Annotated in this window: 19 protein-coding genes; 10 read left to right on the top strand and 9 right to left on the bottom strand. The window is 62.2% G+C overall.

Translation table 11 applies throughout. The features are described 5' to 3' along the window. Positions 1-53 precede the first annotated feature (53 nt). Positions 54-812: a tellurite resistance TerB family protein gene (locus HBN98_RS21300; protein ID WP_083368706.1), complete on the bottom strand. Its 759-nt coding sequence runs from the start codon at positions 810-812 to the stop codon at positions 54-56. Positions 813-1,062: 250 nt separating this feature from the next. Between HBN98_RS21300 and pcsA the strand changes: the two genes are divergently transcribed. Beyond that, complete coding sequence (pcsA, locus tag HBN98_RS21295; protein ID WP_083368705.1) at positions 1,063-1,785, top strand: phosphatidylcholine synthase; 723 nt, start codon at positions 1,063-1,065, stop codon at positions 1,783-1,785. Between the two features lie 136 nt (positions 1,786-1,921). Here the strand turns inward: pcsA and HBN98_RS21290 are convergent, their stop codons facing one another. Both HBN98_RS21290 and HBN98_RS21285 read right to left on the bottom strand, forming a co-directional pair. Further along, positions 1,922-2,734: a class I SAM-dependent methyltransferase gene (locus HBN98_RS21290; protein ID WP_083368704.1), complete on the bottom strand. Its 813-nt coding sequence runs from the start codon at positions 2,732-2,734 to the stop codon at positions 1,922-1,924. Between the two features lie 271 nt (positions 2,735-3,005). Continuing rightward, on the bottom strand, positions 3,006-3,269 hold the full coding sequence (locus HBN98_RS21285; RefSeq protein WP_064588070.1) for a DUF2790 domain-containing protein: 264 nt from the start codon (positions 3,267-3,269) through the stop codon (positions 3,006-3,008). Positions 3,270-3,563: 294 nt separating this feature from the next. On the opposite strand from HBN98_RS21285, the gene HBN98_RS21280 reads away from it, so the two are divergent. From HBN98_RS21280 to HBN98_RS21265, 4 genes are all read left to right on the top strand, one after another. After that, on the top strand, positions 3,564-4,304 hold the full coding sequence (locus HBN98_RS21280) for a response regulator (RefSeq protein WP_083368703.1): 741 nt from the start codon (positions 3,564-3,566) through the stop codon (positions 4,302-4,304). Further along, on the top strand, positions 4,301-5,629 hold the full coding sequence (locus HBN98_RS21275; RefSeq protein WP_083368702.1) for an ATP-binding protein: 1,329 nt from the start codon (positions 4,301-4,303) through the stop codon (positions 5,627-5,629). Before HBN98_RS21280 ends, HBN98_RS21275 begins: the two co-directional genes overlap by 4 nt. Before the next feature lie 169 nt (positions 5,630-5,798). Next, a complete protein-coding gene (locus tag HBN98_RS21270) occupies positions 5,799-6,845 on the top strand; it encodes a class I SAM-dependent methyltransferase (protein WP_083368701.1) in 1,047 nt (348 codons plus the stop codon). Between the two features lie 141 nt (positions 6,846-6,986). Further along, on the top strand, positions 6,987-7,829 hold the full coding sequence (locus HBN98_RS21265; RefSeq protein ID WP_083368700.1) for an NAD-dependent protein deacetylase: 843 nt from the start codon (positions 6,987-6,989) through the stop codon (positions 7,827-7,829). Between the two features lie 114 nt (positions 7,830-7,943). Here the strand turns inward: HBN98_RS21265 and HBN98_RS21260 are convergent, their stop codons facing one another. Then, positions 7,944-8,819 (bottom strand): LysR family transcriptional regulator, encoded by an 876-nt coding sequence (locus HBN98_RS21260; RefSeq protein WP_083368699.1) that lies wholly within the window; start codon positions 8,817-8,819, stop codon positions 7,944-7,946. Between the two features lie 231 nt (positions 8,820-9,050). Between HBN98_RS21260 and HBN98_RS21255 the strand changes: the two genes are divergently transcribed. Genes HBN98_RS21255 through HBN98_RS21245 form a run of 3 tightly spaced genes read left to right on the top strand, consistent with a single transcriptional unit; the run spans position 9,051 to position 11,634 of the window. Beyond that, the gene (locus HBN98_RS21255; protein ID WP_016983257.1) at positions 9,051-9,749 is read left to right on the top strand and encodes a CoA transferase subunit A; all 699 of its coding nucleotides are present in this window, start codon (positions 9,051-9,053) and stop codon (positions 9,747-9,749) included. 26 nt (positions 9,750-9,775) lie between these two features. Beyond that, positions 9,776-10,441, top strand: a complete 666-nt coding sequence (locus tag HBN98_RS21250) for a CoA transferase subunit B (protein WP_083368698.1) — start codon at positions 9,776-9,778, stop codon at positions 10,439-10,441. Between the two features lie 11 nt (positions 10,442-10,452). Continuing rightward, positions 10,453-11,634, top strand: a complete 1,182-nt coding sequence (locus tag HBN98_RS21245) for an acetyl-CoA C-acetyltransferase (protein WP_064588077.1) — start codon at positions 10,453-10,455, stop codon at positions 11,632-11,634. Positions 11,635-11,859: 225 nt separating this feature from the next. On the opposite strand, the gene HBN98_RS21240 is transcribed toward HBN98_RS21245, so the two are convergent. Both HBN98_RS21240 and HBN98_RS21235 read right to left on the bottom strand, forming a co-directional pair. Next, positions 11,860-13,179 (bottom strand): Nramp family divalent metal transporter, encoded by a 1,320-nt coding sequence (locus tag HBN98_RS21240; RefSeq protein ID WP_083368697.1) that lies wholly within the window; start codon positions 13,177-13,179, stop codon positions 11,860-11,862. Positions 13,180-13,323: 144 nt separating this feature from the next. Then, a complete protein-coding gene (locus HBN98_RS21235) occupies positions 13,324-13,860 on the bottom strand; it encodes a chalcone isomerase family protein (RefSeq protein WP_083368696.1) in 537 nt (178 codons plus the stop codon). A 132-nt stretch (positions 13,861-13,992) separates the two neighbouring features. Here HBN98_RS21235 and HBN98_RS21230 point away from each other — a divergent pair, with 132 nt between their 5' ends. Next, positions 13,993-14,775, top strand: coding sequence for a hypothetical protein (locus HBN98_RS21230; RefSeq protein ID WP_083369429.1), 783 nt, complete (start codon positions 13,993-13,995; stop codon positions 14,773-14,775). Between the two features lie 91 nt (positions 14,776-14,866). Beyond that, complete coding sequence (locus tag HBN98_RS21225; protein WP_083368695.1) at positions 14,867-15,433, top strand: DcrB/PsbP domain-containing protein; 567 nt, start codon at positions 14,867-14,869, stop codon at positions 15,431-15,433. Positions 15,434-15,436: 3 nt separating this feature from the next. Here the strand turns inward: HBN98_RS21225 and HBN98_RS21220 are convergent, their stop codons facing one another. The 3 genes from HBN98_RS21220 to HBN98_RS21210 all read right to left on the bottom strand — a co-directional run bounded on the left by HBN98_RS21220 (position 15,437) and on the right by HBN98_RS21210 (position 18,417). Beyond that, positions 15,437-16,153 carry an alpha/beta hydrolase gene (locus HBN98_RS21220; protein WP_083368694.1) on the bottom strand — a complete coding sequence of 239 codons (717 nt, stop codon included), beginning with the start codon at positions 16,151-16,153 and terminating at the stop codon, positions 15,437-15,439. A 171-nt stretch (positions 16,154-16,324) separates the two neighbouring features. Next, positions 16,325-17,437, bottom strand: a complete 1,113-nt coding sequence (locus HBN98_RS21215) for a M14 family metallopeptidase (protein WP_083368693.1) — start codon at positions 17,435-17,437, stop codon at positions 16,325-16,327. Positions 17,438-17,637: 200 nt separating this feature from the next. Beyond that, positions 17,638-18,417 (bottom strand): ABC transporter substrate-binding protein, encoded by a 780-nt coding sequence (locus HBN98_RS21210; RefSeq protein WP_083368692.1) that lies wholly within the window; start codon positions 18,415-18,417, stop codon positions 17,638-17,640. Between the last annotated feature and the right edge of the window lie 139 nt (positions 18,418-18,556).

Raw genomic sequence — 18,556 nt, 5'->3', positions numbered from 1 at the left:
GTGTTCCGACGATCTGTAGGAGCTGCCGCAGGCTGCGATCTTTTGACGTTGCGTCAGGCTGTACCCTTGGCCTGCTGCTCCAGATGCACCTGCAATTGCGGGTCAATTTTCAGCGCAGCGGCCAGTTCATCCAGGTAGTTGCGTTCGGCGTCCTGCTGGTCGTCGACCATGATCACACTGACCAGATACATTTCGGCGGCCATACCCTGATCGCCGTTGGCGGCCTGCGCGACTTCGGCCGCATCCAACTGTTTGGCGACTTCGGTTTCAAACCACTGCTGCAGTTGCGGATCGTCGGTGTGCTTGCTGATTTCAACACTGATCATCTGCTGTTCCCGGGCGTCGATCTCACCGTCGGCCTTGGCTGCCGCAATCAGCGCTCGAAGCACCGCGTGACTGTGTTCCTCGACCTCGGGCCCGGCCAGCAGATTGGCCGTTTGCGGAATCTGTTGGGGTGCGGCCGAGGCCTGACTGCGTTGCCAGGCCTGATACGCCTGGAACGCCATCATCCCCAGTGAGGCCAGCGCCGCGTAGTTGGTACCGCCAGAACGGCTTTGTGTACCGCCACCCAGCGCGCCGCCGAGCGCGCCGCCCAAACCACCGCTGCTACCGCCGCCGAGCAGACCGCCGAGCAAGCCACCCAGACCGCCCAAGCCGCCGGACTGCGCCGCGCCGCCACTTGCACCGCCGCCCAACAGACCGCCGAGCAAGCCGCCCAGCCCACCCAGACCACCACCGGCCGGGGTACCACTTTGTTGTCCCGTCGAGGCCTGGCCCCGCAGCAGTTGTTCGAGCAAATCGCTGGTGTTCATGATCTTGTCCTCAGGCGTTGGCATTGACTGCGTCAGGCAACGATAGACCGCCGCAGCCATCGCGCCAGCACCGTCTGGCCGACACCGGCGGATTTCGCCAAGGTATTTTTTGTGCAGCCAGCTAAGATTCAAAGGTGGTGAACCTTATCCCGGCCGAACCGGTCGATAACTGCAACCCCGACCCGGTTTGCCGGCGCCCTTTGCCCAAGGGTGATACCCGGCTTGCTTCATTTTTCTGGAGAACGCCCCTGTGATATCGACCGTACACATCGCCAGGCTCAAAGCATGGGGCGCCCATGGCTTTACCGCGACCGGCGTAGTCACTGCATTCCTGGCAACCCTCGCGCTGCTGGAAAACCAGCCGACCCACTGCCTGATGTGGCTCGGCGTGGCGTTGATCGTCGACGGTCTCGACGGTGCGCTGGCACGCAAGGTCAATGTGCAATCGGTACTGCCGAGTTTCGACGGCTCGATCCTCGATCTGGTGATCGACTACCTGACCTACGTGTTCATCCCGGCACTTTTCATCTACCGCTACATTCCCCTGCCCGACTACACCCTGTTGCTGACGGTGTCGCTGATTCTGGTGTCGTCGCTGTTCTGTTTCTGCAACGTCAACATGAAGAGCAAGGACAACTATTTCGTCGGTTTCCCCGCCGCGTGGAATGTGGTCGCCCTGTGCCTGTACATCATCGACCCGGGGCCGTGGATCACTTTCCTCACCGTGATTGGCCTGGCGCTGTTGACGGTGACACGGATGAAATTCCTGCACCCGTTCCGCGTGCGCCGGTTCATGCCGATCAACATCGCGGTAACGGCAATCTGGTTGCTGTGCAGCCTGTCGCTGGTGCTCAACCACCCGGTGATCAACCCGCTGGTAATGGGCTTGTGGTTGCTGATGTCGGCTTACTTCCTGGGGATCTGCATCTGGCGTACGGCGCTGGAATGGTTTGATCGGTCGCAGGTGAAATAGGCCTGGGCAGCCAGACAACATCCCGGTGGGAGCGAGCCTGCTCGCGAAGGCGTTTATTCAGTCAGTAGTTCATTGTACTGACCCACCGCATTCGCGAGCAGGCTCGCTCCCACAGGGTTTGGCGCTGTTCGGCCATTCAGCGCTTGGTAATGACCACCTCCAGATACTCGCTCGGCACCACCAGCGAGCCCTCTCCCGCCCGGTTCGACCGGTTCAACAAATCCGCCAGATCACTCTCCAGCGCCAGAGCGCTTTCCGGTGGCAACGCCGCGAAGGCTTTGTGCACCGGTCCGTACCAGTGGCGGAAAATGTCGATGAAATGCGCTGCCGAGCGATAGCGAAAGTTGAAGGTGCGGCGCGTCACCTGCAGCAAAAACTGACGTTCGTCGAAATGGCTGTGCAACCACGTTTCGGTGCCCCAATTCGATGGCGGCTGGGCCACGGCGGGCGATGGCACGTGGCGACCCAGCACCTTGAACATCTGGCCGACGAAGCCTTCCGGCGTCCAGTTCGCCAGACCGATCCGCCCGCCCCGCCGGCAGACCCGCGCCAGCTCCGTGGCGGCGGTGGGCTGGTCCGGGGCGAACATCACGCCGAAGGTCGAGAGCACCGCATCGAAACTGTCATCGGCAAACGGCAACGCTTCGGCATCGGCGACCTGAAAAGTCACGTCCAGATGCTCGGCCCGCGCCCGATCCTGCCCGCGCTCCAGCAGCGCCGCGACGTAGTCGGTGGAGGTCACCCGACAGCCACGGCGCGCCGCCGCGAGGGTGGCATTGCCATTGCCGGCGGCGACATCCAGCACCTCTTCATCGCAGCGCAGGTCGCAGGCCTCGGCAAGGTTTTCGCCAACAATCTGCAAGGTGGTGCCGATCAGCGCATAGTCGCCGCTGGCCCAGGCGACTTTCTGGCGTTCTTTCAGGCCCGTCAGATCAATGGGGGTGCTCATCAATCGTGCTCCGCAGCAGGTGGGTGGACTGGCCAACTCACTATCGCGCGGAGGGTCGCCGGCGTCCCTGCCAATCGTCCGAAGAGCCTTTAAAACAGGCGCCGGGCCGATGAATGGCGAGCTTTTGTAAAGCCCTCGAAACACCGTCGGGGCAGCGCGGCTGGACACTGCTGGAGCGCTTCCGCGCCAGGGACAACGACCCATGGCTCATGGTGCGCGACCTGTGAGCCATTGAGAGGGACGGCCAGCGACGGCCGATGCCGATAAGCACTCAGTTCTCGTTGTTGCAGCCGTCGGCGAATTTGCGGTAATCCAGCACTTGGGTCTTGCCCGCCGAATCGAGGTAGGTCATGCGCGCATCGACTATGCCGCAGGCCACCGAAGTGTCCTGGGTCATCGACAGCACTTTCTGCACGTCCAGGTGTGTGCCGTAAGTGTAGGTGTGCGGGCTGGCATCGGCTTCGGCGCGGGCCGACAGGGTGCAAATGTTCAGGGCGGCGAACAGGCAGGCGGCGATCACGGATTTGCTGGTCATGGCGGTTTCCTCGGGGCATGTAGGGGTTTGAGCCGAGGCCATCGGTGTGGGCCTCGATGGCGCCTATTTGAGGCGCCCGAGGTATCGCGTGTGTGTCTGGAAACGCTCGGTATGACTCGCTGTGTATCCCCGCCGCCCGGAGATACACAGCGATACAAAGCCTTGGAAAACTCGCGTTTTTGCGTTGGTGTGTATCCGGCGTTGCGCCAGATACACTGCAATACAAACCCGGGCAGGCGAACCGCAACAGTCTCGATAGACTGCACGGCATCGCCCTTTGATAGAGGTTCTCCGATGGAACATGTCGATCACATTCTCATCGTCGACGACGACCGCGAGATCCGCGAGCTGGTCGGCAATTACCTGAAAAAGAACGGCCTGCGCACCACCGTGGTTGCCGATGGCCGGCAGATGCGCAGCTTTCTCGAAGCCAATACCGTCGACCTGATCGTGCTCGACATCATGATGCCCGGTGACGATGGCCTGCAGCTGTGTCGCGAATTGCGCGTGGGCAAACACAAGGCCACGCCGGTGCTGATGCTCACCGCGCGCAACGATGAAACCGACCGCATCATCGGCCTGGAAATGGGCGCCGATGATTACCTGACCAAACCGTTCGCCGCCCGTGAACTGCTGGCACGCATCAACGCCGTGCTGCGCCGTACGCGCATGTTGCCGCCGAATCTGGTGGTCACCGAAAGCGGTCGCCTGCTGGCTTTCGGCCGCTGGCAACTGGACACCTCGGCCCGGCATCTGCTGGATCAGGACGGTACGCTGGTTGCCCTCAGTGGCGCCGAATACCGCTTGCTGCGGGTGTTCCTCGATCACCCGCAGCGGGTGCTCAGTCGCGATCAGTTGCTCAATCTGACCCAAGGTCGCGAGGCCGATCTGTTCGACCGTTCCATCGATCTGCTGGTCAGTCGCCTGCGCCAGCGTCTGCTCGACGACGCCCGCGAACCGGCCTACATCAAGACCGTGCGCAGTGAGGGCTATGTGTTCTCGTTGCCGGTGGAAATCATCGGGGCCTCGGCATGAGCCTCAAACTGCAGTGGCCGCGCACCCTGGCGTCGCGCTTGTCGCTGATCTTTCTGGTCGGGCTGATCCTCGCTCAGGCGCTGTCGTTCGGCGCGCAGTATTACGAGCGTTTCCAGAGCGCCAGAAGCACCATGCTCGGCAATATGCGAAGCGATGTCTCGACTTCGATCGCGATCCTCGACCGCCTGCCCATGCAGGAACGCCCCGCCTGGCTGAGCCGACTGGCCCGCACCAACTACGACTATCTGTTGAGCGACGGCGAAGCCGGTGCACCGCTCGACGCCGATGCCGACGAAGTGCCGGTGGCCGTGACCTCGATCACAGCCGCGATCGGCGGCGCCCATCCGCTGACCTTCACTCGGTTTGCCGGGGAGAAAAAACACTTTCAGGCCCATGTACGCCTCAGCGATGGCAGCCCGGTGACCCTCGATGTGCGTCCGGCCATGCCGCCGCTGTCGCCGTGGCTGCCAGGGGTATTGCTCGGGCAACTGGCGCTGCTGATCGCCTGCACCTGGCTGGCGGTGCGCATTGCCATCCGCCCCCTTGCCCGCCTCGCCAACGCGGTGGAAACCCTCGATCCCAACGCGCACCCGGTGATGCTCGATGAGCAAGGCCCGACGGAAGTGGCGCACGCCGCACGGGCCTTCAACGCAATGCAGGCGCGCATCGCCGCCTATCTCAAGGAGCGCATGCAACTGCTGGCGGCGATTTCCCATGATCTGCAAACCCCGATCACCCGCATGAAGCTGCGCGCAGAGTTCATGGACGACTCGGTGGAAAAAGACAAACTGTGCAACGACCTCGGCGAGATGGAGCATCTGGTGCGCGAAGGCGTGGCGTACGCCCGCAGCATCCACGGCTCGACCGAGGAAAGCCGCCGCACCGACCTCGACTCGTTCCTCGACAGTCTGGTGTTCGACTATCAGGACATGGGCAAGGACGTGCAGTTGCAGGGCAAGAGTGCGGCAGTGATCGACACCCGCCCCCAAGCCCTGCGCCGGGTACTGGTGAACCTCACCGATAACGCGCTGAAATTTTCCGGGGCGGCGCAATTGCAGGTCGACACCGGCGCGGGCCTTACCATCAAGGTCATGGATCGCGGGCCGGGCATTGCCGAAGACCAGTTGCAAAAGGTCCTGGAGCCGTTCTATCGCGTGGAAAACTCGCGCAACCGCAGCACCGGCGGCACCGGCCTCGGACTGGCGATCGCCCAGCAACTGGCGATGGCCCTCGGCGGTTCGCTGACCCTGAGCAATCGCGAGGGCGGTGGTTTGTGTGCTGAACTGAAATTGCCACTCTCCTGGCCCCCAAGGGAAATTACGTGAGCCACAAACGCTGCAGGTTGCCCCGGCCCGGCTAGACTGACTGATGACCCAGTCGAGGGGGCTGCAGGACGCAACCATCGCCCTGCCCGCATCCATGACCACCGCCCGGTGGGGTATGCCTCGACCTTCAACGCCGCCGGACTGTGATCCTGTTTGAGGAGCACATGTGATGGACGAGGCCCGACTCAACGCATTCATGGGCAAACTGGTCAACGACATGGGCGGCGCCGCGATGCTGGCGAACGTCATCGTTGGCGAAGAACTCGGGCTGTATCGGGCGATGGCCGACAGTCAGCCGATCAGCGCGCAAGCCCTCGCCGAAAAGACCACCTGCAACCCCCGACTGGTGCGTGAATGGCTCAGCGCCCACGCTGCCTCCGGCTACATGGAGCATCAAGATGGCCAGTTTCGCCTGCCGGAAGAACAGGCGCTGGCATTGGCCGTCGAGGACTCGCCGGTGTACGTTGCCGGCGGGCTCGGCGTGGTGGCATCGTTTTTCCACGACAAGGACAAACTGGTCAAGGCCATGCGCGGCAACGGTGCCCTGCCCTGGGGCGATCACCATCCGTGCATGTTCAGCGGCACCGAACGCTTCTTCCGCCCCGGCTACAAAGGTCACTTGATCGCTGAATGGCTACCGGCACTGGAAGGCGTCGTCGCGAAACTCGAACACGGCGCCAAAGTCGCCGACATCGGCTGTGGTCATGGTGCTTCGACGGTGATCATGGCCCAGGCGTTTCCCAACTCGAATTTCGTCGGCTTCGATTACCACGCCCCGTCGATCACCGTTGCCACTCAGCGCGCCGAAGAAGGTGGGGTCAGCAGCCGGGCGACATTCTTTCAGGACACCGCCAAAAGCTACCCGGGCGGCGACTATGACTTGATCTGTTACTTCGACTGCCTGCACGACATGGGCGACCCGGTCGGCGCGGCCCGGCATGCCTACAAGTCGTTGAAGGACGACGGCACGGTGCTGCTGGTCGAGCCGTTCGCCAACGACGCGCTGGACGACAACATCAACCCGGTCGGACGGCTGTTTTACGCAGCGTCGACCTTTATCTGCACACCGAATTCGCTGTCGCAGGAAGTCGGCCTCGGCCTTGGTGCACAGGCCGGTGAAATGCGTTTGCGCAAGGTGTTTGCCGAGGCCGGGTTCACGCACTTTCGCCGGGCGACGCAGACGCCGTTCAATCTGATTCTGGAGGCACGCAAATAGGCAACGCTATCAGCTGTGGCGAGGGCGCTTGCGAAACGCCCGCTAAGGCAGGCCTGCTGCGCAGTCCAGCGGGAGCAAGCTCCCTCGCCACAAAGGTCAGTGCTAACCTGCAAGGCATTCATCTGCCCCGGAGTGCTGACCATGCTCGACAGCCCGACCCGCAAACACCTCGACACCCTGCACCGGGCCATGGCCGATGGCGGCTTTGTGGTGCTGACCGGTGCCGGTATCAGCACGCCGTCGGGCATTCCGGATTACCGCGACAGTGAAGGTGTGCGTCGGGGTCGGCAGCCGATGATGTATCAGGAATTTCTCGCCGCCCCCGAATCCCGTCGTCGCTACTGGGCCCGCGCCATGCTCGGCTGGCCACGGGTGCGTCAGGCGCAGCCGAATGCGGCGCACACCGCACTGGCCGAATTGCAGCGCCAGGGGCGGATCAGCGGGTTGATCACCCAGAACGTCGACACCCTGCACGATCAGGCCGGCAGTCCGGATGTGATCGAACTGCACGGCAGCCTGCACCGCGTGCTGTGCCTGGACTGTGGCCAGCGCAGCGCACGCGATGACATTCAACAGCGGATGGTCGAGCAGAATCCGTACCTGGCCGGAGTCGATGCGGTGCAGGCGCCGGACGGCGATACGCTGCTCGATCCGGCGTTCGAAGCACGCTTTCAAACCCCGCAGTGCCCGTATTGCGCAGGCGAGCGGATGAAGCCGGACGTGGTGTTCTTCGGCGAGAACGTAGCGCCGCCGACAGCAGCCCGGGCCATGGCTGCAGCGGAAAATGCCGAGGGCTTGCTGGTGGTGGGCTCGTCGCTGATGGCGTATTCGGCGTTTCGCCTGTGCCGGGTGATCGCCGATCGCGGCAAGCCGTTGATGGCGATCAACCTGGGCAAGACCCGCGCCGATGACTTGCTGGATTTGAAGATCGAGGCGTCGTGCGAACAGCTGCTGCCGTTGCTGGCGCAACACCTGACCACCTGAATCCGCACTCCCCTTGTAGGAGCTGCCGCAGGCTGCGATCTTTTGATCTTGCTTCTAAAAACAACGTCAAAAGATCGCAGCCTGCGGCAGCTCCTACAGGGATGGGATCGCAGTTCAGTGTTCGGCTTTGAGAATATCGAACAACGCCTGCGCCGCTGCCGACAGCTCATTGCCCGGCTCGGTCAACACGCCAATCGCCCGCTCCACGGAGTCATTCAAGGTCAGGCAACAGGCGCCCAGTTCCAGCATCTGCTCGGCACACAACGCCGGCACCGCACTCACCCCCAGCCCGCTGGCGACCATGCGCCCGACCGTCGCCAGTTGATGGCTTTCAAACTCCACCGGCAGCTTCATGCCTCGGGCCTGCAAGTGTTCTTCGAGCATCACGCGCACCGTCGACGGTCGTTGCAGGGTAATGAACGGTTCCTGCAGCAAGGTCTGCCAGTCGATGTCGCGGCGCCCGGCCAGCGCCGAATCCCGCGGCACCACGGCAACAAAGCGGTCCATGTATAGCGGGGTAAACGTCAGCGCGGTGTTCTGCATCGGTTCGAATGCCACGCCCAGCTCCACTTGCCGGTCGCGAACCATTTCCAGCACTTGCTCGTTGATCACGTCGTTGACTGTGACGTTGACGTTCGGATAGCGCGCACGAAACGTCTTGAGAATCGGCGGCAGCAGGTTGCCGGCAAACGACGGCATCGCCGCCAGCGTCACCCGCCCGCGTTGCAGGCTAAAGCGCTGGCGCATTTCGTCTTCGGCGTTGTCCCAGTCGGCGATCAGCCGCCGGGCCAGCGGCAGCAGCGATTCGCCCTCGGCGGTCAGTGCGACGTTGCGCGTGTTGCGACTGAACAGCCGCCCGCCCAGCCCCTCTTCCAGCGCCTTGATGGTCAGGCTCAGCGCCGACTGCGACAGGTGCAGGCGCTCGCAGGCCACGGCGAAGCTCAGGCTCTGAGCGACGGCTAGAAAGGCGCGGATCTGTTTGATGGTCATACTGAATACGCCTTGATCCTTGTAGGAGCTGCCGCAGGCTGCGATCGTTTGACGTTGAAAGACAAAAGCAAAAGATCGCAGCCTGCGGCAGCTCCTACAGGTAAACGGAATCTATTGTTGAGTTTTATCTATCAATCAACCTTAAAAATCAACTTAACAAATATATTCTCCAGCGAGACACTCCAGTCATTCGGCTAGCCAGCCGCCCGACAAACAATAAAAGAGGTGCATATGGCAGGTTTCGACAAGCGCGTGAGTTCCTACGAGGAAGCTCTGGCAGGTCTTGAAGACGGCATGACCGTGATTGCCGGCGGCTTCGGCCTGTGTGGCATCCCGGAAAACCTGATCGCCGAGATCAAGCGCAAGGGCACCCGCGACCTCACCGTGGTCTCCAACAACTGCGGCGTCGACGGTTTCGGCCTCGGTGTGCTGCTGACCGACCGCCAGATCAGCAAAGTCATCGCCTCCTACGTCGGCGAAAACAAACTGTTCGAAGAGCAACTGCTCAAGGGCGACATCGAAGTCATCCTCACCCCGCAAGGCACCCTCGCCGAGAAAATGCGCGCAGGCGGCGCCGGCATCCCGGCCTTCTTCACCGCCACCGGCGTCGGCACCCCGGTCGCCGAAGGCAAGGAAGTGCGCGAATTCAAAGGGCGCAAGTACCTGATGGAAGAGTCCATCACCGGCGACTTCGCCATCGTCAAAGGCTGGAAAGCCGACCATTTCGGCAACGTCATCTACCGTCACACCGCGCAGAACTTCAACCCGCTGGCCGCCACCGCCGGCAAGATCACCGTGGTCGAAGTCGAAGAAATCGTCGAACCCGGCGAGCTGGATCCGTCGCAGATCCACACCCCCGGCATCTACGTCGACCGGGTCATTTGCGGCACGTTCGAAAAACGCATCGAACAGCGCACCATCCGCAAATAACTCAAGCCCAGACGGAGAACAACAACATGGCACTTTCCCGCGAACAAATGGCTCAGCGCGTCGCCCGCGAAATGCAGGACGGCTTCTACGTGAACCTCGGTATCGGCATTCCGACCCTGGTCGCCAACTACATTCCCGAAGGCATGGAAGTCATGCTGCAATCGGAAAACGGCCTGCTCGGCATGGGCCCGTTTCCGACTGAAGACACCATCGATGCCGACATGATCAACGCCGGTAAACAGACCGTGACCGCCCGCATCGGCGCGTCGATTTTCAACTCCGCCGAATCCTTCGCGATGATCCGTGGCGGGCATGTCGACCTGACCGTGCTGGGCGCGTTCGAAGTCGACGTCGAAGGCAACATCGCTTCGTGGATGATTCCCGGCAAACTGGTCAAGGGCATGGGCGGCGCCATGGACCTGGTGGCCGGTGCCGACAACATCATCGTGATCATGACCCACGCGTCCAAGGACGGTGAGTCAAAGCTGTTATCCAGGTGCAGCCTGCCACTGACCGGCGCCGGCTGCATCAAGCGCGTGCTGACCGACCTCGCCTACCTGGAAATCGAAAATGGCGCTTTTGTCCTCAAGGAACGCGCACCTGGCGTCAGCGTCGAGGAAATCGTCGCCAAAACCGCTGGTAAACTGATCGTCCCGGATCACGTACCGGAAATGCAGTTCGCTGCCCAGTGAGGAATTCGAAAATGCAAGACGTCGTAATTGTTGCCGCCACCCGTACCGCCATCGGCAGTTTCCAGGGTTCACTGGCCTCGGTGTCCGCGGTGGATCTGGGCGCGGCGGTGATCCGCCAGTTGCTCGAACAAACCGGTCTGGACGGTGCGCAGGTTGATGAAGTGATCATGGGCCAGGTGCTGACCGCCGGCGCCGGCCAGAACCCGGCGCGTCAGGCTGCGATCAAGGCCGGCCTGCCCCACGCCGTGCCAGCCATGACCCTGAACAAGGTCTGCGGCTCGGGCCTGAAAGCCCTGCATCTGGGCGCGCAGGCGATCCGTTGCGGCGACGCCGAAGTGATCATCGCCGGCGGTCAGGAAAACATGAGCCTGTCCAACTACGTGATGCCGGGCGCACGCACCGGTCTGCGCATGGGTCATGCGCAAATCGTCGACACCATGATCAGTGATGGTCTGTGGGATGCGTTCAACGATTACCACATGGGCATCACCGCGGAAAATCTGGTCGACAAGTACGAGATCAGCCGCGAGCAACAGGACGCTTTCGCCGCCGCCTCGCAGCGTAAAGCCGCGGCTGCCATCGAGGCCGGTCGCTTCGTTGATGAGATCACCCCGATCCTGATTCCGCAGCGCAAAGGCGACCCGCTGGCGTTCAAGGTTGACGAACAACCACGCGGCGACACCACCGCCGAATCCCTGGCGAAACTGCGCCCGGCGTTCAAGAAGGATGGCAGCGTCACCGCCGGCAACGCGTCGTCGCTGAACGATGGCGCCGCTGCGGTGATCCTGATGAGCGCCGAAAAAGCCAAGGCCCTGGGCCTGCCGGTGCTGGCAAAAATCGCCGCGTACGCCAATGCCGGTGTTGACCCGGCGATCATGGGTATCGGCCCGGTCTCGGCCACCCGTCGCTGCCTCGACAAGGCTGGCTGGAACATCGGCCAGCTGGACCTGATCGAAGCCAACGAAGCCTTCGCCGCGCAATCGCTGGCGGTGGCCAAGGACCTGCAATGGGATCTGGACAAGGTCAACGTCAACGGCGGCGCCATCGCCCTCGGTCACCCGATCGGTGCGTCGGGCTGCCGGGTGCTGGTGACCCTGCTGCACGAGATGATCAAGCGTGATGCGAAGAAAGGTCTGGCGACCTTGTGCATCGGCGGCGGCCAGGGCGTGGCGCTGGCGCTGGAACGCGCTTAACCCCCGAGTTCACAGCGGGCGGTGGATCCACGACATCCGCTGCTCGCTGGCAACAAAAACCCGGTGCGACTTGCGTTGCACCGGGTGTTTTTTTATCTATCCAGAATTTTCTTTGAATCGGCCGACCCCATCGCGAGCAGGCTCACTCCTACAGGGAAACACGTTACAACTGTAGGAGTGAGCCTGCTCGCGATAGGGCCAGCTCAGACGCTACAAAACCCTCAGTCACACCGCCATCTGCAGAATCAACCACGCATTCGCCCCACTGATCAACGCAAACAACCCCCACGCCAGCACCTGGGTCGGCAGCCGGTTCACAAACGGCCCCATCAGTTGCTTGTCGCTGGTCATGCGGATCAGCGGGTACAGCGCAAACGGCAATTGCAGGCTCAACACCACCTGACTCAACACCAGCAGCTTGCCCACCGCGTTATCGCCCATCAGCCACACGCCGATGAACGCCGGGATCAGCGCCAGCCCACGAGTGATCAAGCGCCGCTGCCAGCAGGGAATCCGCAGGTTCAGATAGCCTTCCATGATCACCTGCCCGGCAATGGTCCCGGTGAAGGTCGAACTCTGCCCCGACGCCAGCAACGCCACGCCGAAGAGCACACTGGCCAGCGCGCCGCCGACCAGCGGGTCGAGCAGGTGATAGGCGTCCTGAATATCAACCACGTCGGTATGCCCGGACTGGTGAAACGCGGCCGCCGCGAGAATCAGAATCGCCGCGTTGACCAACAGCGCCAGGGCCAGCGAGCCGATGGTGTCGATGCGCGCCAGGTTCACCGCATCCTGCTTGCTCGCCAGGTCCGTGCCGATCATCCGCGTCTGCACGATCGAGGTGTGAAGGTAGAGGTTATGCGGCATCACTGTCGCGCCGAGAATGCCGATCGCCAAGTACAACGGTGCGGCGTCACTGATCGCCGAGAGCGACGGTTTGAAGCCGGCGAACACGTCCGGCCAGTAAGGTTTGATCAGCACCAGTTCGACGAAGAAACACACGCCGATGGTCGCCACCAGCACCAGCATGATCGCTTCCAGGCGACGGAAACCACGGTTCTGCAGGGCCAGCACCAGCAGCGTGTCGAAGGCGGTCAGGGCGATGCCGAAGGTCAGCGAACAACCGAGCAGCAAGTGGAAGGCCAAGGCACAGCCGAGCACTTCGGCCAGGTCGGTGGCGATGATCGAGATTTCCGCCAGCACCCATTGCAGGCGTGCGGTCGGCGTGCTGTAGCGCGCGCGGGACAGTTGCGCCAGATCGCGCCCGGTGGCAATGCCCAGGCGCGAACACAGGCACTGCACGACCATCCCCGCCAGGCTCGCCAGCAACACCACGAACAGCAGGCTGTAACCAAAACGCGAACCGGCCTCGATGGCGGTCGCCCAGTTGCCCGGGTCCATGTAGCCGATCGACACCAGCAAGCCGGGACCGGCGAAGCGCAGCACGCGCTTGAAGAACGAGGCGTTCGGGTCAACCGCGACACTGCCGGCCACTTCCGGCGGGCAGAACGGCGCAGTGGCGATTTTGGGTAAGCTGAATTTCACGCACACATCCAGAAACAAGTTCGAAAGACGCAGCTTAGACGTTTCAGTTGAACCCTTGAAGAGCAAAAGATCGCAGCCTGCGGCAGCTCCTGCATTGGAATGCGTTGCACTGTAGGAGCTGCCGCAGGCTGCGATCTTTTGATCTTAACGACTCACACCCAGTAACTGCTGACGCAACTCGGGGTTACGAGTACGCGGATCCAGCCAGATATCAAAAAACGCCCGGGCAAACTGCGGGTCATCAATCTCGTGCTGTAATTGCTGACCGACAAAAAACCGCGCACCCTGCCCCGGCAAATACACCCCGGTGATGCGCGTGCCGGCCTGCACATCGACGAACGATTGCTGCATTTGCCCTCGCCACGTGGCCAGTTGTGCCGGACTGACACTTGAGCCCGCCAGCCGTTTGATCTCATCAACGCTGGCCTGCACCAGATCATCGCGGGAGATCTTGCGCTGGTAGATCAGCTCCAGGGCGAAGGGCTTTTCGATGGACAACGGGCGTACTGCGCTCCACAACCGCGCGTTGTAGACGTCGAAGCCGAATACACTGAAATCGCCGGTGCCGATGATTTGCGCACCGGGCACGGCATCCTGCCAATTGGCCCAGGTCGGCGTCAGCAACAACGCCCACAAGCCGATGCCACAACACCCCCGCATCAACTTCGATGGTTTGCTCATCGCGGCATCAACTCCCGGTAAACCCTGATAGCCAGAGCATAGCGGATATCGGCTCGGGTCTTTGTATACAAAAATTGTCGATCAATGCGCCAATCGGTTACCTTGGCCACTTCCCTGCCCGAGGCCGCCCGCGTGCTGATGCTCAAATTGCTGCTGATCCCCGGTTTTCTGTTGCTGATTTCCTTGGCCGGCAAGCGCTGGGGCCCGAGCGTGGCCGGGTGGCTGTCGGGTTTGCCGGTGGTGGTCGGGCCGATTCTGTTTTTTCTTGCCATCGAACAAGGGCCACTGTTTGCCGCGCAATCGGCGGTCGCGGCGCTGTCGGCGATGTTCGCCATGATCGCGTTCTGCGCCACCTATGCGCAGGTGGCGCAGCGGGCGAACTGGCCGTGGGCGCTGACGATTTCCCTGTCCGTGTGGGCCGCGCTGGCGCTGGTGTTGTCGCTGATTGCGCCGTCGCTACCGTTTTCGCTCGCAGCGGCGGCGACTGCCCTGCTGGCGGCGCCGTACCTGTTCCCCCACGTACAACCTGCACTGAACGGCCCGGCGCCGAAGTCGGACAAACTGCTCTGGCGGATGATTGCCGGAGCGGCGCTGACGCTGCTGGTGACGATGCTTGCCAGCACCGTGGGCGAGCGCTGGAGCGGCCTGCTCGCGGTGTTCCCGGTGCTCGGCAGCGTGATGGCGGTGTTCTCGCAACAGACCCGCGGCCCGGCGTTTACCGCAGCATTACTGCGGGCGACGGCAATCGGCATGTACTCGTTCTCGGCGTTTTGCTTGGTGTCGGCGCTGACTCTGCCGAGCATGGGCCTCAGCGGATTCATCGCCGCTGTCACGGTGTCGGTGGCGATGCTCGGGGTCACCCGCAAACTGCTGGCCCGACCAGCACCGGCCAAACGCCGACAACTCCAAGGCTGACGCCATACCTGGGCGACAGACCGCGCTGGAATGCCATGCACGCTCCGTGGGATCATCGCCGCCCTGGCGCGACCATCCCTCGGAGATTCACATGTCATTGCTCAGCAAGAAAGCCGTCGTCCTGTTGCTGGCGGCGGTCGCCGGTCTCGGTGCCCTCAATGCCCAGGCGGCCAAGGCCAAGGAAAAAGCCCCGGCCAACAGCGTGTCGATGCTCGACGGCAAGTTCACGTTCGTCCTGCCCAAAGGCTTCACCGCCGACCCGTTGCCGGCCGGCCCGACCGGTGCCAAGGGCACGATGTACACCAACCCGACCACCAAGACCGTGGTCATCGCGGCGGAAAACCAGATCGCCGGCGGCGCCAGCGTCAAGGACAACGACAATCAGTTTCTCGACAGCAGCCTGGCGAGTTTCATCGATGACCAGCGCAAGGCCCTGCCGGACTTCAACAAGCTCAGCGAAAAAAGCCTGACCCAGAAAAGCAGTGGCCTCGGTGTGCGTCAGGTCGACAGCACCGCCACCCAGGGCGGCGGCCAGACCCTCAACACCACTCTGCTCGCCGGGTCCGGCAAGCGCATGGCGCTGGTCCAGGTGATTTCCCGGGTCAGCGACAAGCGCGGTCACGATGCGCTGGTGAAAACCATCCTCAAGGACAAATGATCCTTAGGGATTGAGCTGCTGCAGCCAGGCGTTCAAATCCCGCAGCTCGGCCGCACTGATGCTGTGGCCGACGCCGGGATAGGCGTGAAACTCGGGGGTGTAGGCGAGTTTTTGCAGCAGCGCATTGGCCTCGGTGCCGTCGCGGTACGGCACCCGATCATCGGCGGTGCCGTGGCCGATGAAGATCTTCAGCGGCAACGGTGGCTGCTCGGCCCTGAGCTCGGTTTTCAACACCGGCAACAGCCGTCCGCTCAACGCCGCGATGCCGCCCACTGCTGCGGGCGGACGCAAGCCCACCTCGTACGTCATCATCGCGCCCTGGCTGAAGCCGATCAGGTACACCTTGTCCGGGCTGGCGTGATATTTCTTCGCCGCCTGGGCGACAAACTCCCGCAGCTTCTGACCGCTGGCCTTCAGATCATCGGTCTCACCGTTGTAGGCGCCTTCGCCTTTCTTGCGAAACCACTGGAAACGCCCCTCACCCAACGCCAGCGGTGCCTGCACCGACAGGTAGTTGTACTGCGCCGGGAGCTGGAACTTCATGCCGATCAGGTCGGCTTCGTTACTGCCGTAACCGTGCAGGAAAATCACCAGCGGCCGGCTGTCCGCGTCTGGGTGAACCTGTTCGATGTACTTCAATGGCAAGTCGCTTTGCAGCGTGGTTTGCGCGTGGACGGCGCTGGACGCCAGCAGGGTTAACAGGGCAAACGCCTTCAACATAGAGCCTTCCTTCACAGAGCGTCGGGTTCGGGGGGCAGCCTAACAGGCTGGATCTGCCCCACCCACCCTGTAGGAGCTGCCGCAGGCTGCGATCTTTTGACTTTGACTTTCAAGAGCAAGATCAAAAGATCGCAGCCTGCGGCAGCTCCTACAGGTGGGTGAGGCCTGGACTCAGTCGTTGATCAGCTTGCCCACTCGAATCGGCTCACGCCCAGCGACCTTGGCCTGCCAGATCCCCGGTTGGGTATAACGCCCGCGATCGATCGCAAACAGTACCCCGCTGGTGCCGGCACGGACGGTGGTGAGGCGGTCATTCAGCGGATCCACCACCTCGAACAGCGCATCGCCCTGCTCGACCCATTCCCCGGCATTGCGCAGGAAACTGACCACGCCATGGTGCGGGGCGAACAGGTATTCAGTGCCTTCGAACGGCATGCCTTCACAGCACTCCTGCGGCGCGGCTGGCCATTCGCCGCTGATGAACCCCTGTTCTGCAAGAAAGCCGAGAATCGCTTCGCAATTGGCCTGCGCCTGATCGACCCGGGTGTCGCCCATGCTGCCCAGTTCCAGGGTGGTGGCGAGGTTGGCCGGGGGAATCGCCGCGTTCAGGAACGACCGAGCCAGGCGCAACCATGGCGATGAGCAGGATTCGTCGAACGAACTGCCGCCAGAGTCTTCGCACAACAGCGCAACGCCGGCCTTCAGTCGCGCCGCCAGCGATTGCCAGCGCGGCCAGTGCTGCGGTAACGCGTAGATGTGGATCGCCGCGTCAAAATCGCAATGCAGGTCGAGGGTGATGTCGGCATCGCAGGCGTGACGCAGCAGCAGGCGGTGCAGTGCTTCGAGTTGCGAGGCCGGGGCTGGCAGCTCATCCAGCACTTGGCCCATGGTCTGACGGATCAGCGCAATGTTGGCCTCGGCATCGCTGCCCAGCCGCTCGCCGATTCGCGCGGCCACCGGGGCACTGAGGTCGACAAACGCGCGGTTGAAATTCTTGCCGCTGCCCAGCTCGAAGCGGCCCATGTGGCTGCCTTGCAGGTGCTGGTCGAGACCGATCGGGTTGGCCACCGGCACCAGCTCGATCACACCTTGCAGACGCCCTTGCTGCTCAAGCTCGTTGAGGCGCTGTTTAAGCTCCCACGCGGTGCGCATGCCCGGCAGCTCGTCGGCGTGCAGGCTGGCCTGGATATAGACCTTGCGGCTGCCCGCGCCGTAACGAAAGACACTGAGGGAACGTTCACTGCCCAAGTGGCTCCAGGGCAGAACATGGTCGATGCGTTGCATGAGAAAACTCCTGAATGGCTGGATCACGCAGATCCCCTGTAGGAGTGAGCCTGCTCGCGATAGCGGTTTGTCAGGCACTAAAGCGGCTGAATGTTAAACCGCTATCGCGAGCAGGCTCACTCCTACAGGGTTCTCCTATGAATCAGAGCACAAAAAAAGTGGCCACCGCGCAAACGGGGCCACTTTTTTCCTACGGCGTATTAATGGCCGTACACGTCAAAGTCGAAGTACTTGTCCTGGACTTTCTTGTACTCACCGTTGGCGCGGATTTCGGTGATGGCCTTGTTGAATTTCTCGGCCAGCTCGGTATCACCCTTGCGTACCGCAATGCCGGCACCGCCGCCGAAGTACTTGGCGTCTTCGTAAGTCGGGCCGACGAATTCGAAGCCTTTGCCGGCTTCGGTTTTCAGGAAACCGTCGCTCAGGTTGACCGAGTCGGCCAGCATCGCGTCCAGACGGCCGGATTTCATGTCGAGGTTGGCTTCTTGCTGGGAGCCGTAGCGAACCACTTCAAACCCGGCGTCCTTGGCCATGTCACTGGCGTAACGGTCGTGGGTACTGGCGCGCAGCACGCCGACTTTCTTGCCCTTGAGCTGAGTCAGCGGGTCAGTCACGCCGGAGCCTTCCTTCATCACGAAGCGCGCCGGGGTGTGGTAGTACTTGATGGTGAAATCGACGTTTTTCTTACGGTCGTCGGTGATGGTCATCGAAGACAGGATCGCGTCGATCTTCTTCACTTTCAGTGCCGGGATCAGGCCATCGAACTCTTGCTCGACCCACACGCACTTGACGTCCATCTGCTTGCACAGCGCATCGCCGATATCGACGTCGAACCCGGTGAGTTTGCCGTCAGCGGTTTTCATCGAGAATGGCGGGTAAGCGGCTTCGATCCCGAGGCGGATCGGCTTGGCGTCTGCGGCCACAGCGGTCAGGGACAACATCGACAGTGCCAGGGCACCGAACATCACTAGCTTCTTCATTTATTACTCCTGTGTGCGGAGGCTTTTATTGGCAGCTTTCGATTGGCGTTCGGTCATGGCCATTGAGCAGCAAAAACCGAAGTGGCCGGAAGTCTATGGCGGCGCGCACAGGGCAAATTGTTTTTAAGCGACAAATACT

This window comes from Pseudomonas koreensis, from assembly GCF_012986595.1.
Lineage (GTDB): Bacteria > Pseudomonadota > Gammaproteobacteria > Pseudomonadales > Pseudomonadaceae > Aquipseudomonas > Aquipseudomonas koreensis.
Note: the sequence above shows the minus strand (reverse complement) of the source record. Positions and strands in the feature narration are given on the sequence as shown.

Excerpts from the sequence above, each read along its gene's own strand:
- HBN98_RS21300 (WP_083368706.1), bottom strand. The coding sequence starts at position 812 with ATGAACACCAGCGATTTGCTCGAACAACTGCTGCGGGGCCAGGCCTCG.
- HBN98_RS21290 (WP_083368704.1), bottom strand. The coding sequence starts at position 2,734 with ATGAGCACCCCCATTGATCTGACGGGCCTGAAAGAACGCCAGAAAGTC.
- HBN98_RS21285 (WP_064588070.1), bottom strand. The coding sequence starts at position 3,269 with ATGACCAGCAAATCCGTGATCGCCGCCTGCCTGTTCGCCGCCCTGAAC.
- HBN98_RS21280 (WP_083368703.1), top strand. The coding sequence starts at position 3,564 with ATGGAACATGTCGATCACATTCTCATCGTCGACGACGACCGCGAGATC.
- HBN98_RS21275 (WP_083368702.1), top strand. The coding sequence starts at position 4,301 with ATGAGCCTCAAACTGCAGTGGCCGCGCACCCTGGCGTCGCGCTTGTCG.
- HBN98_RS21270 (WP_083368701.1), top strand. The coding sequence starts at position 5,799 with ATGGACGAGGCCCGACTCAACGCATTCATGGGCAAACTGGTCAACGAC.
- HBN98_RS21265 (WP_083368700.1), top strand. The coding sequence starts at position 6,987 with ATGCTCGACAGCCCGACCCGCAAACACCTCGACACCCTGCACCGGGCC.
- HBN98_RS21260 (WP_083368699.1), bottom strand. The coding sequence starts at position 8,819 with ATGACCATCAAACAGATCCGCGCCTTTCTAGCCGTCGCTCAGAGCCTG.
- HBN98_RS21255 (WP_016983257.1), top strand. The coding sequence starts at position 9,051 with ATGGCAGGTTTCGACAAGCGCGTGAGTTCCTACGAGGAAGCTCTGGCA.
- HBN98_RS21250 (WP_083368698.1), top strand. The coding sequence starts at position 9,776 with ATGGCACTTTCCCGCGAACAAATGGCTCAGCGCGTCGCCCGCGAAATG.
- HBN98_RS21245 (WP_064588077.1), top strand. The coding sequence starts at position 10,453 with ATGCAAGACGTCGTAATTGTTGCCGCCACCCGTACCGCCATCGGCAGT.
- HBN98_RS21235 (WP_083368696.1), bottom strand. The coding sequence starts at position 13,860 with ATGAGCAAACCATCGAAGTTGATGCGGGGGTGTTGTGGCATCGGCTTG.
- HBN98_RS21225 (WP_083368695.1), top strand. The coding sequence starts at position 14,867 with ATGTCATTGCTCAGCAAGAAAGCCGTCGTCCTGTTGCTGGCGGCGGTC.
- HBN98_RS21220 (WP_083368694.1), bottom strand. The coding sequence starts at position 16,153 with ATGTTGAAGGCGTTTGCCCTGTTAACCCTGCTGGCGTCCAGCGCCGTC.
- HBN98_RS21215 (WP_083368693.1), bottom strand. The coding sequence starts at position 17,437 with ATGCAACGCATCGACCATGTTCTGCCCTGGAGCCACTTGGGCAGTGAA.
- HBN98_RS21210 (WP_083368692.1), bottom strand. The coding sequence starts at position 18,417 with ATGAAGAAGCTAGTGATGTTCGGTGCCCTGGCACTGTCGATGTTGTCC.